Genomic DNA, 14,796 nt, shown 5'->3' on the forward strand with positions numbered 1-14,796 from the left:
CCGGCAGCATGATCGGCATGTCCGGCTACCGCCAGGTGCTCGCGCTGCCGCACGTCGGGCGGCTGCTGGCCTCCGCGCTGCTGTCCAGGCTGGCGGGGGAGATGCTCTCGCTGGCGCTGGTCCTGCACATCTTGGCAGTGTCAAGTTCGCCGGTGCTGGCCGGTTTTGTGCTGTTCGCGGCCTGGGCGCCCGGCGTGCTGCTCAGCCCGCTGGCCGGGGCGGTGCTGGACTGCTTCGGCTCGGTGCGCGCCATCGGCGCCGACCAGCTGGCCAGCGCGCTGCTGATCGGCGCGATCGCCGCGGTGGCCACCGGCCCTGACGACGCGCTGCCGCTGGTGCTGCTGGCCCTGCTGTTCTCGCTGACCTCCCCGCTGGGCCTGGCCGGGATCCGCACCCTGATGCCCCGCCTGGTCCCGGACACCGCGCTGGAGCGGGCGAACGCGCTGGACTCCGGCGCCTACAACCTGGTCGAGGTCGCCGGCCCGGTGCTGGCAGGTGGCCTGTTCGCGGTGGCCGGTGGCCAGCTCACCCTGACCGTGATCGCCGGGCTGTACGCGGCGGCCTTCCTGCTGCTGCTCACCCTGCCCGCCGACGCGGGCCGGGCCGAACCGGTCGCCACCACCAGCGGGCTGCTCGCCTCGGCCTGGGCCGGGGTCCGCTACGTGCTGACCAACCCGTTGCTGCGCAACCTCATCCTCTGCTACGCGCCCTACCAGCTGGCCTGGGGCGTGCTCACCGTCGCGGTGCCGGTGCTCGCCCCGGACACCGCCGGCCTGCTCTGGGGCCTGGCCGGCGTCACCGGCATCCTGGGCGCCCTGCTCGCCGGCCACCGCCTCACCGCGGGCCGGGAACGCCTGGCCATCGCCGCGGGCATCCTGGCCTCCGCGCTGGCCGCCGCCCCGCTGATGGCCTACGGCGGCACCCCCGGCCTGGTCACCGGCCTGCTGCTGCTCGGCTTCGCCGCGGGCCCGGTCAACGTCGGCCTGCTCACCCTGCGCCAGCGCCGCAGCGACCCGGCCTGGCTGGGCCGGGTGCTGGCGGTCTCGATCAGCCTCAACCTCATCGGCCACCCGGTCGGCTCGGCCCTCGGCGGTGTCCTCACCGCGGTCTCGCCCGCGCTGGCCTGCACGGTGGCCGGGCTCGCCGCGGCGCTGGGCGCGCTGCTGGCCTGGCTGCTGCTGCCCCGTGACTAGGGCTGCTGGCCGGTGGCGGCGAGCACGATCTCGCGGATGTTGACGCCCTGGGGTTGTTGGTAGGCATAGAGAATCGCCTCGGCCACCGACTCCGGCGCCAGCATGCCGCTGGCCTTGGTGAACTCCCGGTAGCCCGCCTTGATCGACTCGCTGCTGGTGTGCGAGAGCAGCTCGGTGTCCACCGCGCCCGGCGCGATGGTGACCACCCGGACCCCGTGCGGGGCGAGCTCCTCGCGCAGGTTCTCCGACATCGCGTGCACCGCGAACTTGGTGCCCACGTAGGCGGTGTGGTCGGGGAAGGTCTTGCGGCCGGCCACCGAGCCGAGGTTGACGATGGTGCCGCGGCCGCGCTCGACCATGCCGGGCAGCACCGCGCGGATGGCGCCGAGCAGGCCCGTGACGTTGACCTCGAACATCCGCTCCCACTCGGCCGCGGGCTGGTCGGCCAGCTTGCCGAGCAGCATCACCCCGGCGTTGTTGACGATCGCGTCCACCGGGCCGTGCAGCGCCTCCGCCTCCCGGACGGCCTCGGCGACCGCGGCCGGGTCGGTGACGTCGGCCTGGCGGCACAGCGTCTCCGGCAGGCCCAGCGCGGTGAGGCGGTCGAGGCGACGGGCGAGCAGCAGCAGCGGGTGGCCGTGCGCGGAGAGCAGGCGGGCGGTGGCCGCGCCGATGCCGGAGCTGGCGCCGGTGATCACGATGAGTGGCTTGGACATGGCCCCAGCACAGCACCGCGCGCCGGGCACGCGCGTGGGCGAGTTCGTCCCTGGGTCTGGCAGACCTACCGACGACCTGCGGTGATCCACCTAGACTGCCGGGTATGTCCGCCGAACTCCGTGAGTTCCTGCGCACCCGCCGCGCCCGGCTCAGCCCGGCCGAGGCCGGACTGCCGCCGCACCTGGGCACGCGCCGGGTGCCGGGGCTGCGCCGGGAGGAGGTCGCCTGGCTGGCCGGGATGAGCGTGGACTACTACGTCCGCCTGGAACAGGGCCGCAACCCGAACATCTCCACCGAGGTGCTGGACGCGGTGGCCCGCGCGCTGCGGCTGGACCGCACCGAACGCGCCCAGCTCTACGACCTGGTCCGCTGCCGCAGTGGCCGTCCGCAACCGGCGCAGCGGGTCAACCCGGCCCTGGCGCGGGTGCTCGGCGCGCTGACCGGACCGGCGATGATCCTCGGCCACCGGCTCGACGTGCTGGCCATCAACCCGCTGGGCGCGCTGCTCTACACCGACTTCGCCGAACGCCCGGCCGGTGAGCGCAACCTGGTCCGGCACGTGTTCACCGATCCGGCCGCCCGCGAGCGGATCGGCGACTGGACCGGCGCCGCGCGCGCCACGGTGGGCGCGCTGCGCCGCTACGGCGGCTGCTGGCCGGGTGACGAGCTGCTCGCCGAGCTGGTCGAGGAGATGTCGTCGCTGGACGCGGACTTCCGGCGCTGGTGGGCCGCGCACGACGTGCTCGCCTACACCCACGGCGACAAGGTCTACCGGCTGCCCGGGCTGGGCGAGCTCACCCTGCACTTCGCCGCGCTGATCCTGCCCGACGACCCGGACCAGACCCTCTACGCCTACACCGCCGAACCCGGCTCGCCCACCGAGGCCGCGCTGCGCCGGACCGGGCTCACGAGTCCCGGAACCGCGCCGAGTGGCTCTCCTGCGCCATCCGCCGCAGCAGCGACACCAGCACATCGCCCAGCAGGGTGATCACCACCGCGGACTCCAGCACCTCGTCCTGGCTGCCCCGGTGGTCCAGGAAACCCACGTCCAGCGCGGCCAGCCGGCCGGCCAGCTCGGCGTAGTCGGTCAGGCTGCTCAGCAGCTCGGTGTGGCCCAGCTCGGTCAGCGTGCCCAGCAGCCCGGCCAGCGCGACCCTGGACGGGTTGTTCTCGCTGACCTGCCAGCCAAGGCGCGCCAGCAGCTCCTCCACCGGCCCGGTCGCCGGCGGGATCTCGCCCGGCCGTTCGGTGACCGCGTAGTGCACCTGGCCCAGCGCGTTGAACAGGTCGTTCTCCGGGTCGTCCACCGCGCTCAGCACCTGCTTGGCGGTGGCGATCGGCAGCCGGCCCAGCTCCACCAGCGCGCGCACCAGCCGCAGCCGCCGCAGGTGTTCCTCGGCGTAGTGCACCTGGTTGTACCCGGCCCGCTCGCCGTAGGGCAGCAGTCCTTCGCGTTGGTAGTACTTGATCGTCGGCACCGGGATCCCGGTCTGCCTGCTGAGGTCGCCGATGCGCACGCAGCCTCCTGGTTGATACTTCGGCTATCGATAGCTAGTGTATCGATAGCGCGCGGTCACAGAGACAGTAGTTCTCGCCTGGAGGTCCGAATGTTCCGCACCGCCCTGCCCTTAGCCCGCCAATGGCATCGACCGTTGATGCTGGCCACCGCCCTGATGGCGGTCAGCACGCTGGCCTCGCTGGCCGGTCTGGTCTTCGACGACCGGCTGCTGGGCGGCCAGCCGATCTGGGCCAAACCGCTCAAGTTCTCGGTGTCCCTGCTGCTCTACCTGCCCACCTGGGCCTGGCTGCTCTCCCTGCAGCGCGTCCCCCGCCGCTGGACCTGGTGGACCGCCACCGCCATCGCGGTGCTGACCACCCTGGAAGTGGTGCTCATCGTCCTCCAGGTCATCCGCGGCCAGGCCAGCCACTTCAACCAGGCCACCCCGTTCGACGACGGGCTGTTCCAGCTGATGGGGGCCATGATCACGGTGGTCTGGGTGCTGAACATGGCCCAGGGCGTGGTGCTGCTGCGCGACCGGCTGCCGGACCGGCCGATGGCCTGGGCGATCCGCGGCGGCATCGTGCTCGGCTCGATCGGCATCGGCCTGGCCTTCCTGATGACCGGGCCGACCCCCGACCAGCTGCACGCGTTGCAGCAGAACCTGCCGGTGGAGATGCGTGGCGCGCACAGCGTGGGCGTGCCCGACGGCGGCCCTGGCATGCCGCTGACCGGGTGGAGCCTGACCGGCGGCGACCTGCGCATCCCGCACTTCATCGGCATCCACGCCATGCAGGCCCTGCCGCTGCTCGCCCTGCTGCTGACCGGTGCCGCCGCGCGCAGGCCGCGGCTGGCCGATCCCGGCGTCCGCGCCCGGCTGGTGCTGCTGGGCACCGGGGTCTACGCGGGGCTTCTCGGGCTGGTGACCTGGCAGGCGCTGCGCGGTCAGTCCATCGCCGCGCCGGATGCCTGGACCCTGCTGGCTCTCGGCGCGCTGGTCCTGGCGACCGGGCTGCTGGCCGGCCGCATCCTGCGCCGGACCCCGGACCCGGTGGCCGAACCGGTTCCGCTCGGCTGAGGCGCGGCGGCCGGGTCAGGTGATGATGCCGGCCCGCAGGGCCAGGGTGACCAGCAGTGCGCGGTCACCCGAGCCCAGTCGCCTGCCGATACGCCACAGGTGGGTGTCCACGGTGCGCGCGGACAGGCCCAGCTCGGCCGCGATCTCCTTGTTGGAGTGGCCGTCGGCGACCAGGCGCAGCACGTCGATCTCCCGGTTGGACAGCTCCCACACCGGGTCCGGCACCGGTGGCGTGCGGCCGGGGCGTAGCAGGTAGCCCTGCGCGCCCGCCTGGTAAGCCGCGGCCACCGCCCACGGTTCCTCGACCGAGACCACCACCAGCACCTGCGGCCAGCCGCGGGACTTCAGCTCGCGCACCAGCCGGACGCCCTCGGCGCCCGGCCCGGCGAGCTCGACCACGGCCAGCGCGCACGGTCCGGCCAGCGCGGCGAACTCCAGCGCGGCGGCCTCGGAGGCGGCCTGGTGCACCGAGGCGACCCGAAGGTCGGTCAGGCGCGGCGCCATGGTGCGGCGTAACGACGGTTCGCCGACCAGCAACACGGTCGACCCCGCCAGTTCCATGAGACGAGTGGTATCGCTGACCCCCAGCGTGTTCACCCGGTCATCGATACCGCAGGAGTCGACGCTGTGTGCGTGGAACGGGACAGAGCCACTCCAACGAGTGGTGCTCGCCCGGGTTACCCAGGTGAGTTCTGGGTGCGGTAGGTGAGACTGACGTCGGTGGCGGCGCGGTCGGCCACCACCACGGTGCCGTCGCCGACCATGATTGCCCGGTCGTCGACCAGGGGTTCGCCCGCCGCGTCCCGGCTGAGGCGGCGGCTCAGCAAGGCCGGGCTGCCGGCCGGTCGGTCGAGCAGCTCGGCCTCGCGCGCGGTCAGCGCGACCGCCTGCAACCGCTCCTGCGCGCTGACCACGGGACGGCCCGCCCGGCCGAGCAGCCGGTAGAGGGAGTGCTCGCGCAGCTCGTCCACCGCCAGCCGCTCGCCCCACCGTTCGGCCAGGTAGGAGGTCTGCAACAGCAGCGGCACCACCGGTGCGTCCGGCTCGGGGCTGGCGCTGCGCAGCCGCTCCACGGCCAGCACCCGCTCGCCAGGGGCCAGACCCAGGCGCGCGGACACCTCCTCCGGCGCGGTCACCAGCTCGGTGGCCAGCACCCTCGTGCGCAGCTCCAGGCCCTGGGCGGTCAGCTCCTCGGACAGGCTGCGCAGCCCGGCCAGGTGATAGGCGAAACCGGGCTGGCGGACGAAGGTGCCGGTGCCGGGCCTGGCCTCGACCAGGCCGTCGTCCTGGAGCGCGCGCAGGGCCTGCCGGACGGTCATCAGGGTGACCGCGAAGCGGTCGGCGAGCTGGCGCTGCGGGGGCAGCGCGGCCCCTGGCTGGTGCGTGCCGTCGGTGATTTCCGCGGCTAGCGCACGGTAGATGGCCAGGTATTTCGGCACCCGGTGGTCATAGCCGGTGGTCCGCTCGGTCACGGGGGGAGTGTAATCCACGCACTAGAGTGCTAGAGTTCTATAACTGTGACGACTGACAAGCTGATGGGGCAGCCCGACGCCACCGGTCGCTTCGGCGACTTCGGTGGGCGGTTCCTGCCGGAAGCGCTGGTCCCGGCCTGCCGGGAGGTGGAGGCGGCGTTCCTGGACGCCTGGCACGACCCGGCCTTCGTCGCCGAGTACCACCGCCTGCTGGCCACCTACGTCGGCAGGCCGACCCCGCTGACCGAGTGCGTGCGGCTGGGCGAGCGGCTGGGCATCCGGCTGCTGCTCAAGCGCGAGGACCTGGCGCACACCGGCTCACACAAGATCAACAATGTGCTGGGCCAGGCGCTGCTGGCCAAGCGGATGGGCCGCACCAAGCTGATCGCGGAGACCGGCGCAGGCTCGCACGGGGTGGCCACCGCCACCGCGGCCGCGCTGCTCGGCCTGGCCTGCACCGTCCACATGGGACACACCGACATGCGGCGGCAGGAGCTCAACGTCTTCCGGATGGAGCTGCTGGGCGCCGAGGTGGTGCCGGCCGGGGTGCCCGGCACCGCGGGCACGCTGAAGGAGGCCACCAACGCCGCGCTGCGCGCCTGGGTCAGCGAGACCGAGACCGCGCACTACTGCCTCGGCTCGGTGCTCGGCCCGCACCCGTACCCCTACCTGGTGCGCGAGTTCCAGCGGGTGATCGGCGAGGAGGCCCGCGCCCAGGCCGCCGAACTGCTGCCCAGTGGCCTGCCGGATGTGGTGGTGGCCTGTGTCGGCGGCGGGTCCAACGCCGCGGGCACCTTCGCCGGGTTCGTCGACACCACCGCCGAGCTGATCGGCGTGGAGGCCGCGGGCGGGGCCGGGGTCAGCGGCGGCACGCCCGGCATCCTGCACGGCTTCCGCTCGCACTTCCTCCAGGACGGCGTGCAGATCGCCGAGGCGCACTCCATCTCCGCGGGCCTGGACTACCCGGGCGTCGGCCCCGAGCACATGCACCTGGCCGCGCAGGGCCGGGCCCGCTACCCCACGGTCACCGACGCCGAGGCGCTGGCCGCGGTCCGCGCGCTGGCCGCCACCGAGGGCATCCTGCCCGCGCTGGAGTCCGCGCACGCGCTGGCCTGGATCCAGCGCGCGGCCGGCACTCCAGAGCTGCCAACGGGTTCCACCGTGCTGCTGACCCTCTCCGGGCGCGGCGACAAGGACGTCCACCAGATCAGGGAGAACCTCTCATGCTGACCCTCCACAGTGGACGCAAGCTGCTGATCCCCTACCTCATGGGCGGGATGACCCCGGACTGGCTGGACCACCTGCGCGCGCTGGCCGCCGCGGGCGCCGACGCCATCGAGATCGGCCTGCCGTTCTCCGACCCGATGGTCGACGGCCCGGTGGTGCAGGAGGCCGCCGCCGCGGCACTGGCCCGGGGCGCCACCCCGGAGACCGTGCTCGCCGAACTGTCCACAGTGGACATCGGCGTGCCGCTGGTCGCGATGACCTACGCCAACGTGGCACTGGGCCTGCCCGACTTCCCGGCCCGGCTGGCCGCGGCAGGCATCAGCGGCGTCATCGTCTCCGACCTGCCACTGGAGGAGAGCGCAGCCTTCCGCGCGGCCGCCGAGCGGGCCGGGGTCAGCGTGGTGCCGATCGCCGCCCCGGCCTGCCCGGAGGAGCGCCTGGCCGAGATCTGCGCCGCCGCCAGGGGCTTCGTCTACGCGATGACCGCCATGCGCACCACCGGCGTGCGCGCCGAGCTGGCCGCGGTCGCCACCGAGACCGTGGCCCGGATCCGCGGGCACGCCACCCTCCCGGTGGTGGCCGGCTTCGGCATCGGCACCCCGGAGCTCGCGGCCGCGGTCTGCGCCGAGGCCGATGGCGTGGCGGTCGGCTCCGCGCTGGTCCGCCTGCTTCTGGACGGCGGCACCGGCGCGGAGCTGGCCGACCGGCTGGGCGGGTTCCGGACGGCGCTGGACCAGCTCGCCCCGGCCGACTGACCGAGCTCCGCCGCTACGCTCGGGGCGTGCACCTGCTGATCGTGGACGACGAGGAGGCCGTGCGGGACTCGCTGTCCCGGACACTGCGCTTCGAGGGCTACACCGTCTCGCTGGCCGCCGACGGGGCCGAGGCGCTGGCGCGGATCCGCGCGGAGAAGTTCGACGGCGTGCTCCTGGACGTGATGATGCCGGTGCGCAACGGACTGGACACCTGCCGGGAGCTGCGCGCCGAGGGCAACTTCGTGCCGGTGCTGATGCTCACCGCGCGGGACGAGGTCGCCGACCGGGTGGCCGGGCTGGACGCGGGCGCCGACGACTACCTGGTCAAGCCGTTCGCGTTGCAGGAGCTGCTGGCCAGGGTGCGGGCCATGCTGCGCCGGGCCGGGCAGGGCGCGGGGCCGGACGCGCCGCCGCCGAGCGCGGGGGAGACCCTGGTCTTCGCCGACCTGCGGCTGGACCCGGGGACCAGGGAGGTGAGCCGGAACGGGCGGCAGCTGCGGCTGACCCGCACCGAGTTCGCCATCCTGGAGACCTTCCTGCGGCACCCCCGGCTGGTGCTCACCCGGACCCTGGTCTTCGAGCAGGTCTGGGGCTTCGACTTCGGCGCGGCCTCCAACGGGCTGGACGTCTACGTCGGCTACCTGCGCCGCAAGCTGGAGGCCGGGGGCGAGCCGCGGCTGCTGCACACCGTGCGCGGGGTCGGCTACGTGCTGCGCGAGGAACCGCTGTGAAACGCCTGCGGGCCCGCCTGGACGCCTGGCGGTGGCAGGAGCTCTCGCTGCGCGGGCGGCTGATCGTGCTGGTCGCCGGGGCGGTGGCGGTGGCGGTGGCCGCGGTGTCGCTGGGCTCCTGGCTGCTGGTGAAGGCCAAGCTGGACCTCAACTTCGACCAGCAGCTGCGCTCCTACGCCCAGCTCGCCGCCAGCGCCGCCTCGCCGGCGGATGCCCTGGAGCGGCTCTACGACGCCGACCGGCCGGACCGGGACGGCGACCGGCGGTTCCGGCCCGAGCGCGGGGACATGTTCGTGCAGTTCCTCGACGCCGACGGCTCCGCGCGGATCGACGGCCGGGACCGGACGGTGCCGCTGAGCCCGGCCGCGGTCAAGGTCGCCACCGGGGCCGCCCCAGACTTCAGCGAGGACCGCGAGCTCGACGACGAGCGCTACCGGATGCTCACCGTGTCCCGGCCCGGCGGCGGCGCGGTGCAGGTCGGCAAGGACATCCACGGACTCCAGGAAACCTTGGGAGACCTGGGTTTCTGGCACATCCTGGTGTGCCTGGCCGGGGTCGCGGTGGCCGCCGGGGTCGGGCTGGTGGTGGCGCGCACCGCGCTGCGGCCGGTGGAGACGCTCACCGCGGGCGCCGAGCGGGTGGCCCGCACCCAGGACCTGGACCAGGGCATCTCGGTGCAGGGCTCGGGGGAGATCGCCCGGCTGGCCGAGGCGTTCAACGCGATGCTGGTCGCGCTGGCGGTCTCCAGGGACGCCCAGCGCCGTCTGGTCGAGGACGCCGGGCACGAGCTGCGCACCCCGCTGACCAGTCTGCGCAACAACATCGAGCTGCTGGTGCACGCCGGGCGGCAGACCGACCCGGCCAGGGTGCTGCCCGCCGAGGACCGGGACCGGCTGCTCGCCGACCTGGAGACCCAGGCCGGGGAGCTGACCACGCTGGTCGGCGAGCTGGTCGAGCTGGCCAAGACCGACCGCTCCGCCGAGGAGCCGCACCGGCTGGACCTGGCCGAGGTGGTCGAGGCCGCGGTGGACCGGGTCCGGCCGAGGGCGGCCAACCTGCGCTTCCAGGCCGAGCTGCGGCACGCCAACGTCCTGGGCAGGCCGAGGGCGCTGCAACGCGCGGTGCTGAACCTGCTGGACAACGCGGCCAAGTGGAGCCCGCCCGGCGGGCTGGTCACGGTGACCATGACCGGGCTCGGCGACCGGGTGCGGATCGCGGTGCAGGACGAGGGGCCGGGCATCCCGGAGGCCGACCTGCCGCACGTCTTCCAGCGGTTCTACCGGGCCGAGGAGGCCCGCGCCCGGCCCGGCTCCGGCCTCGGCCTGGCCATCGTGGACCAGATCGCCACCCTGCACGGCGGCCAGGTGGCGGCCGGGCGCGGCGAGCGGGGCGGCGCGCTGGTGTCCATCACCCTGCCGGTCGCCGACTCTTAACGAACCCGGGGCGATCTCTCATCGTCCTTTCATGATCGTCGCGAACGCTCGCGGACGTGACCACGACCAGCAGGGCGACCATCCGACCGGCGCCGCCCCCGGTGGCCTTCGTGCTGCTCGGCGTGGCCGGCCTGCTGATCGGCTACCTGGGCTTCGCCTACACCGTCCAGGTCGACCCGCTGTGGGACCCGGTCAGCGACTACCTCTTCCACGCCGCGCCGCTGTTCCTGGCCGCGGTGCTGTGCATCCTCATCGGCGGCGGGCTGATCGTTAGCCGGTTGCCGCAAGACCGGCCCGCTTCTGTCCTTTTTGGACTTTGGGCGGGTGGACTTCTTTCGGTGGCGGCCTTTCCGGGCAACGTGAGCAGCACGGTGTCCACTGTGTCCGGTGAGCTGCACCGCTTCGGCGGCGCGGTGTTCATGAGCTGCCTGCCGGTGGCCGCGCTGCGCATCGCGCACGTGCTCAGCACCACCGGACGGCGGGTGCTCGCGTTGCGCCGGGTGCGCTGGGCGGCGGTGGCCAGCCTGCTCACCGCGGCCAGTTTTGGCCTGGCGCAACTGTTCCCGGTGCTGCCGCAGGGCCTGTTGCAGCGGGTCGCGCTGGTGGCGCACGTGCTGCTGCTGCTCGCACTGGCCCCGCTGATGCGGAGCGCGTCCCGGTGAACACCATCCCGCTGGCCATCGCGCTGGCCCTGCTGGCGGCCTGCCTGTTCGCCGCCGCGGTCGCCCGCCAGCACGCCGCGGTGCGCGCGCACGACCACGGCGGCGCGCTCACCCTGCGCGGCCTGGGCAGCACGGTCCGCTCCCGCGGCTGGCTCACCGGCACCGGCTTCGCGGTGCTCGGCAGTGGCCTGCACGTGCTCGCGCTGTCCCTGGCGCCCATGGTGATCGTGCAGCCACTCGGCGTGCTCAGCCTGGTGCTGACCGTGCTGCTCACCGCCCGCGCCCGGCGCAGGCCGGTCGCGCGGCCGGTGCGGCTGGCCGTGCTCGCGGTGTGCGCCGGGGTGTTCGGCTTCGTCGCGCTCGCCGTCTCGCCCGCGGTGGCCACCTCGGTGGCGGTGCCGGGCGCGGTGCACCTGGCCGCTTTGGCCGCGGTGGCCGTGGCCGCCCTCGGCTTGCGGGCCGGTGGCCGGGCCAGGTGCGCGGTGCTGGCCGCCTCCGCCGCTGTCCTTTTTGGACTCGGCTCGGTGCTGACCAAGTCCGCCACCGGCCAGCTGTTCACCGCCCAGCCGCAGCTCGGCGGGCTGCTCATCGCCGCGGAAGCCGGGCTGCTGCTGGCCTTCGGTGGCTGGGTGATGCACCAGGCCTACGCCGCGGGGCCGACCGCGGTGGTGGTCGGCGCGGTCACCGTGCTGGACCCGCTCACCGCGGTCAGCACCGGCCTGCTGTTCTACGGCGAGGCCGCCTACCTCACCCCCGCCACCGCCCTGGGGCAGGCCGCGCTCGCGCTGCTGGCCGTGGGCGGCGTGGTGGTGCTGGCGAAATCCGTGCCGGACCAACGAGAGCTCACCGAGGAGCCAGCGATGCCGCGACGCCGTGCGCACACCGGATCCGGACTGCGGATCGTGCTGGGCGCGGACACCTTCCCGCCCGATGTCAACGGCGCGGCCAACTTCGCCGGTCGCCTCGCGCACGGCCTGGCCGCCCGCGGCCATGAGGTGCACGTGATCTGCCCCGCGCCCGGCGGCAAGGCGGGCACCGTGCGCGCGGGCGGGATCACCCTGCACCACCTGCCCGCGCGGCGCACCCCGTTCCACCCGGACTTCCGGATCAGCCTGCCCTGGCAGGCCAGCCGCGCGGTGCCGGACCTGCTGGCCGGGCTGGACCCCGACCTCGTGCACGTGCAGTCGCACTTCCCGGTCGGCCGCGCCGTGCTGCGCGCGGCCACCGCCCGGAACATCCCGGCCGTGGCCACCAACCACTTCATGCCGGAGAACCTGTTCGGCTACGTCAAGATCCCCGCCGCGCTGCGCCGCGGCCTGGCCGGGCTCGCTTGGCGGGACCTGGTCCGGGTCTACCAGGAGGCCGCCGTGGTCACCGCGCCCACTCCGCGCGCGGTGGAGCTGTTACACGCCAACCACCTGCCCGGCCAGGCCCGCGCGATCTCCTGCGGCATCGACATCGACCACTACGCCGCCCCGCGTCCGGTGAAGTCCACTTTGGACGGTTGCGCGGTGTTGTTCGTGGGCCGCCTGGACGCGGAGAAGAACGTGCCCGAGCTGCTGCGTGCCCTGGCCCGGGTGCCCGGCCTGCGCGCCGAGCTGGTCGGCGACGGCTCCTGCCGGGCCCGCCTGGAGAAGCTGGCCGCCGAGCTGGGCGTGACCGGCCGGGTGCGCTTCCACGGCGTGGTCTCCGACGCCGACCTGGTGCGGGCCTACCGCCGCGCCGACGTCTTCTGCATGCCCGGCACCGCGGAGTTGCAGAGCCTGGCCACCATGGAGGCCATGTCCGCCGGACTGCCGGTGGTGGCCGCCGACGCGATGGCCCTGCCGCACCTGGTGCGCCCCGGCGACAACGGGTTCCTCTACCCGCCGGGCGACCTGGACGCCCTCGCCGCGCACCTGGCCGCGCTGGCCGCCGATCCGGAGCTGCGGGCGCGGCTGGGCGCGGCCAGCACGCGGCTGATCGCCCGGCACGCGCTGACCGCGACCCTGGCGGCCTTCGAGGGCGTCTACACCGAGCTGGTCACCGTGCCCGCACCGGTGTTCTCCGGCATTCCCGCGTAATCGGGCAGCTCGACGCCGTTGATCGCGCGGCCGAGCAGCTCGGCGAACCATTCGCCGGTGAAGTCGGGGAGCGGTCCGGCCTCCGGCCCGGGGAGGTCGCGGGTGCGGGCGTTCAACCGGCCGATCTCCTGGTTGGCCTCGACGAACGGGCGCATCCGCGCCTCGTAGCGGGCGAACCCGGCCTCAGGGTCCCAGCCGGCCGCGGCCAGCTCACCGGCCAGCAGGTAGGCGCCGACCAGGGCCAGCCCGGTGCCCTGCCCGGACAGCGGCGAGGAGCAGAACGCGGCGTCCCCGAGCAGCCCCACCCGGCCGCTCGACCAGCGGTCCAGCACCACCTGGGCGACCTGGTCGAGGTAGAAGTCCGGGGTGTCGTCCAGGTGCGCGAGGATGTCCGGGGTCAACCAGCCCAGGCCCGCCATCCGCTCGCGCAGCAGGGCTTTCTGGGCCGCGACGTCACGGTGGTCGACCTCGACGCCGGGCGCGGCGAAGTAGCACATGGCCATCGCCCGGGTGGCGTCCTGGATGGGGCGCAGCAGGACGGAGCGCCCGGACTCCTGGTCCTGGTGCTCGAGCAGCCAGCGGTCCAGCCCGAACTCGTTGGGCACGCTGAAGAAGGCCAGCACATGCCCGAGGTGGCGGAGGAACCGCTGGTGCGGCCCGAAGACCAGCTCCCGCAGCCCCGAGTACGGCCCGTCGGCCCCGACCACCAGGTCGAAGCGCCGCCGGTCGCCGCCCGCGAAGACCACGTCGACCCCGTCCGCGTCCTGTTCGAGCCCGGCGATCCGGTCGCCGTAGACGTACTCCACGCCGTCGCGGGTGTCCTCGTAGAGCACCCGGGACAGGTCCCCGCGCAGGATCTCGATGTCCGCGATGAACCCGTCGCCACCGTCGTCCTCGGCCCGGAAGGTCTCCAGCACCTGCCCGTCCGCGTCCACGTGGTGCGCGCCGGCGGTGTCGGTGCACGCCGCGCGCACCGCCACGTCCAGCCCCATGCGCGCGATGACCTCCCTGGCGACCCCGCGCGCGTCCACCGCCTGCCCGCCCGGACGCAGCCCGGGAGCCCGCTCCACCACGGTGACCTCGGCCCCCCGCCTGCGCAGCCAGTGGGCCAGCGCGGGTCCCGCGATGCTCGCCCCCGCCACCAGCACCCTGGGACCGCTCACGACGCTCATCATTGCCTCCCTGTTCTTCCAGTCCAGCCGTACTGACCACCGAGCCGCGCGAAACTCATCGGTGCGACGCACTGTCGGTTGCCTCGAGTACGGTCTCCGCGTGGTCTGGCGGGTACGCCGACCACCGACAACGGCTGGATCAACTGGGGGATTCATGCGCGTGACCGCGCTCTGCCTTGCCCGGGGAGTTCCAGCGCCTGGAGACGCCGCCGGGCGCGGACTACGCGCGGCCGCACTCGGTCAACGCCGCCGGTGACGTGGTCGCCGCGGTCAAGGGGCAGCTCGTCCGCTGGCCGGCGGGCGGCGCGGCGCACGAGGTGCTCGCCCCGCCGGTGCCGGGCGAGGTCGCCGACCCGTACCTCGACGACGAGGGCCGGATCGCCTTCACCCTCTACACCGGGGGCCGCGCCACCATCCAGCTGCGCCACCCCGACGGCCGCTTCCAGGAGCTGCTGCCGCCGGAGCCGACCGGCGGCATGCTGGCCGTGCAGCTGCACGCGGGCCGGGTGGCCGGGCACCTCGGGCTCAGCAGCACCGTGGTCTGGGGTGTGGACGGCGCGGTGCGGCAGCGGATCAACGAGGAGCCGCGCGCGATCGACGGCGCCGGGCGGGTGCTGACCGCGGGCAACGGGGCCGGTCAGGCCCGGCTGTGGCAGGACGGCGCGCTGGTCTCGGAACTGCCGTGGCAGTACCGGGCGGACACCCAGAACGCGCTGCTCGAGGACGGTTCGGTGGTCGGCGCGATGCGGGCAGGCGCAAGCAAGTACTACCCGGCGCGCCTGCGCTGCCAGTGAC

General features: G+C 74.0%; 15 protein-coding genes. 10 read left to right on the forward strand and 5 right to left on the reverse strand.

What is annotated here, in order from left to right; translation table 11 throughout:
* Positions 1 to 17: 17 nt before the first annotated feature.
* Positions 18 to 1,193: an MFS transporter gene (locus M8C13_RS13535; RefSeq protein WP_252480905.1), complete on the forward strand. Its 1,176-nt coding sequence runs from the start codon at positions 18 to 20 to the stop codon at positions 1,191 to 1,193.
* Here the strand turns inward: M8C13_RS13535 and M8C13_RS13540 are convergent.
* Complete coding sequence (locus tag M8C13_RS13540) at positions 1,190 to 1,909, reverse strand: SDR family oxidoreductase (protein ID WP_252480906.1); 720 nt, start codon at positions 1,907 to 1,909, stop codon at positions 1,190 to 1,192. The two genes, M8C13_RS13535 and M8C13_RS13540, sit on opposite strands and share 4 nt — an antisense overlap.
* 104 nt (positions 1,910 to 2,013) lie before the next feature.
* Here M8C13_RS13540 and M8C13_RS13545 point away from each other — a divergent pair, with 104 nt between their 5' ends.
* Positions 2,014 to 2,898 carry a helix-turn-helix transcriptional regulator gene (locus tag M8C13_RS13545; RefSeq protein WP_252480907.1) on the forward strand — a complete coding sequence of 295 codons (885 nt, stop codon included), beginning with the start codon at positions 2,014 to 2,016 and terminating at the stop codon, positions 2,896 to 2,898.
* Here the strand turns inward: M8C13_RS13545 and M8C13_RS13550 are convergent.
* Positions 2,816 to 3,427 carry a MerR family transcriptional regulator gene (locus tag M8C13_RS13550; RefSeq protein ID WP_252480908.1) on the reverse strand — a complete coding sequence of 204 codons (612 nt, stop codon included), beginning with the start codon at positions 3,425 to 3,427 and terminating at the stop codon, positions 2,816 to 2,818. The genes M8C13_RS13545 and M8C13_RS13550 overlap by 83 nt on opposite strands.
* Before the next feature lie 138 nt (positions 3,428 to 3,565).
* On the opposite strand from M8C13_RS13550, the gene M8C13_RS13555 reads away from it, so the two are divergent.
* Positions 3,566 to 4,486 (forward strand): hypothetical protein, encoded by a 921-nt coding sequence (locus M8C13_RS13555; RefSeq protein ID WP_252480909.1) that lies wholly within the window; start codon positions 3,566 to 3,568, stop codon positions 4,484 to 4,486.
* Between the two features lie 15 nt (positions 4,487 to 4,501).
* Here the strand turns inward: M8C13_RS13555 and M8C13_RS13560 are convergent, their stop codons facing one another.
* A complete protein-coding gene (locus M8C13_RS13560) occupies positions 4,502 to 5,047 on the reverse strand; it encodes a LuxR C-terminal-related transcriptional regulator (RefSeq protein WP_252480910.1) in 546 nt (181 codons plus the stop codon).
* Positions 5,048 to 5,163: 116 nt separating this feature from the next.
* The gene (locus tag M8C13_RS13565) at positions 5,164 to 5,958 is read right to left on the reverse strand and encodes a GntR family transcriptional regulator (RefSeq protein ID WP_252480911.1); all 795 of its coding nucleotides are present in this window, start codon (positions 5,956 to 5,958) and stop codon (positions 5,164 to 5,166) included.
* A 63-nt stretch (positions 5,959 to 6,021) separates the two neighbouring features.
* On the opposite strand from M8C13_RS13565, the gene trpB reads away from it, so the two are divergent.
* From trpB to M8C13_RS13595, 6 genes are read left to right on the forward strand one after another with little or no spacing between them, the layout of a single operon-like run.
* Positions 6,022 to 7,188, forward strand: coding sequence for a tryptophan synthase subunit beta (gene trpB / locus M8C13_RS13570; protein WP_252481079.1), 1,167 nt, complete (start codon positions 6,022 to 6,024; stop codon positions 7,186 to 7,188).
* Entirely contained in the window at positions 7,182 to 7,940 is a 759-nt protein-coding gene (gene trpA, locus M8C13_RS13575) for a tryptophan synthase subunit alpha (RefSeq protein WP_252480912.1), read from the forward strand. Before trpB ends, trpA begins: the two co-directional genes overlap by 7 nt.
* Positions 7,941 to 7,966: 26 nt before the next feature.
* Positions 7,967 to 8,671, forward strand: a complete 705-nt coding sequence (locus M8C13_RS13580) for a response regulator transcription factor (RefSeq protein ID WP_252480913.1) — start codon at positions 7,967 to 7,969, stop codon at positions 8,669 to 8,671.
* Positions 8,668 to 10,104 carry an ATP-binding protein gene (locus M8C13_RS13585; protein ID WP_252480914.1) on the forward strand — a complete coding sequence of 479 codons (1,437 nt, stop codon included), beginning with the start codon at positions 8,668 to 8,670 and terminating at the stop codon, positions 10,102 to 10,104. Before M8C13_RS13580 ends, M8C13_RS13585 begins: the two co-directional genes overlap by 4 nt.
* A 56-nt stretch (positions 10,105 to 10,160) precedes the next feature.
* On the forward strand, positions 10,161 to 10,766 hold the full coding sequence (locus M8C13_RS13590; protein WP_252480915.1) for a DUF998 domain-containing protein: 606 nt from the start codon (positions 10,161 to 10,163) through the stop codon (positions 10,764 to 10,766).
* Complete coding sequence (locus M8C13_RS13595; RefSeq protein WP_252480916.1) at positions 10,763 to 12,829, forward strand: glycosyltransferase; 2,067 nt, start codon at positions 10,763 to 10,765, stop codon at positions 12,827 to 12,829. Before M8C13_RS13590 ends, M8C13_RS13595 begins: the two co-directional genes overlap by 4 nt.
* Here the strand turns inward: M8C13_RS13595 and M8C13_RS13600 are convergent.
* The gene (locus M8C13_RS13600) at positions 12,775 to 14,001 is read right to left on the reverse strand and encodes an FAD-dependent monooxygenase (protein WP_252480917.1); all 1,227 of its coding nucleotides are present in this window, start codon (positions 13,999 to 14,001) and stop codon (positions 12,775 to 12,777) included. The genes M8C13_RS13595 and M8C13_RS13600 overlap by 55 nt on opposite strands.
* Positions 14,002 to 14,177: 176 nt before the next feature.
* On the opposite strand from M8C13_RS13600, the gene M8C13_RS13605 reads away from it, so the two are divergent.
* Positions 14,178 to 14,795 carry a hypothetical protein gene (locus M8C13_RS13605; RefSeq protein ID WP_252480918.1) on the forward strand — a complete coding sequence of 206 codons (618 nt, stop codon included), beginning with the start codon at positions 14,178 to 14,180 and terminating at the stop codon, positions 14,793 to 14,795.
* Position 14,796: the final 1 nt, after the last annotated feature.

It is taken from the genome of Crossiella sp. SN42 (assembly GCF_023897065.1).
Lineage (GTDB): Bacteria > Actinomycetota > Actinomycetes > Mycobacteriales > Pseudonocardiaceae > Crossiella.

What these genes read in the sequence shown, in the direction of transcription:
- M8C13_RS13535 (WP_252480905.1), top strand. Translation starts at nt 18, where the DNA reads ATGTCCGGCTACCGCCAGGTGCTCGCGCTGCCGCACGTCGGGCGGCTG.
- M8C13_RS13540 (WP_252480906.1), bottom strand. Translation starts at nt 1,909, where the DNA reads ATGTCCAAGCCACTCATCGTGATCACCGGCGCCAGCTCCGGCATCGGC.
- M8C13_RS13545 (WP_252480907.1), top strand. Translation starts at nt 2,014, where the DNA reads ATGTCCGCCGAACTCCGTGAGTTCCTGCGCACCCGCCGCGCCCGGCTC.
- M8C13_RS13555 (WP_252480909.1), top strand. Translation starts at nt 3,566, where the DNA reads ATGCTGGCCACCGCCCTGATGGCGGTCAGCACGCTGGCCTCGCTGGCC.
- M8C13_RS13560 (WP_252480910.1), bottom strand. Translation starts at nt 5,047, where the DNA reads ATGGAACTGGCGGGGTCGACCGTGTTGCTGGTCGGCGAACCGTCGTTA.
- trpB (WP_252481079.1), top strand. Translation starts at nt 6,022, where the DNA reads ATGGGGCAGCCCGACGCCACCGGTCGCTTCGGCGACTTCGGTGGGCGG.
- trpA (WP_252480912.1), top strand. Translation starts at nt 7,182, where the DNA reads ATGCTGACCCTCCACAGTGGACGCAAGCTGCTGATCCCCTACCTCATG.
- M8C13_RS13600 (WP_252480917.1), bottom strand. Translation starts at nt 14,001, where the DNA reads ATGAGCGTCGTGAGCGGTCCCAGGGTGCTGGTGGCGGGGGCGAGCATC.